The following is a 240-nucleotide window of genomic DNA, read 5'->3' on the forward strand; positions in this document are numbered from 1 at the left end:
GCTGCTTGGCGTACCCAACGAGGATATTATGCTCATGGCGCAACTGTTAGGGATTAAATTGCCAGCAAGTCAGTTTGTGGGTCATATCCAACTTGCCGAACTGAAAACTATGACCAACAATTTACATTTCACCTATAATAAATCCGTGATTATGTCCACCTACATGCTATGCGGATTTGCCAATTTTGCCTCTATTGGAATCCAAATTGGGGGTATCGGTTCCTTAGCGCCTGGTCAACG

The 240-nt window shown here is 44.2% G+C and carries 1 protein-coding gene; it reads left to right on the plus strand.

The window, feature by feature from the left end; genetic code table 11:
* A partial coding sequence (locus ACRHOZ_RS21385; RefSeq protein ID WP_431130397.1) for a nucleoside transporter C-terminal domain-containing protein occupies positions 1–240 on the plus strand: 240 nt, incomplete at both ends.

Source organism: Flagellimonas flava (assembly GCF_050617915.1).
Classification (GTDB): domain Bacteria; phylum Bacteroidota; class Bacteroidia; order Flavobacteriales; family Flavobacteriaceae; genus Flagellimonas; species Flagellimonas flava_A.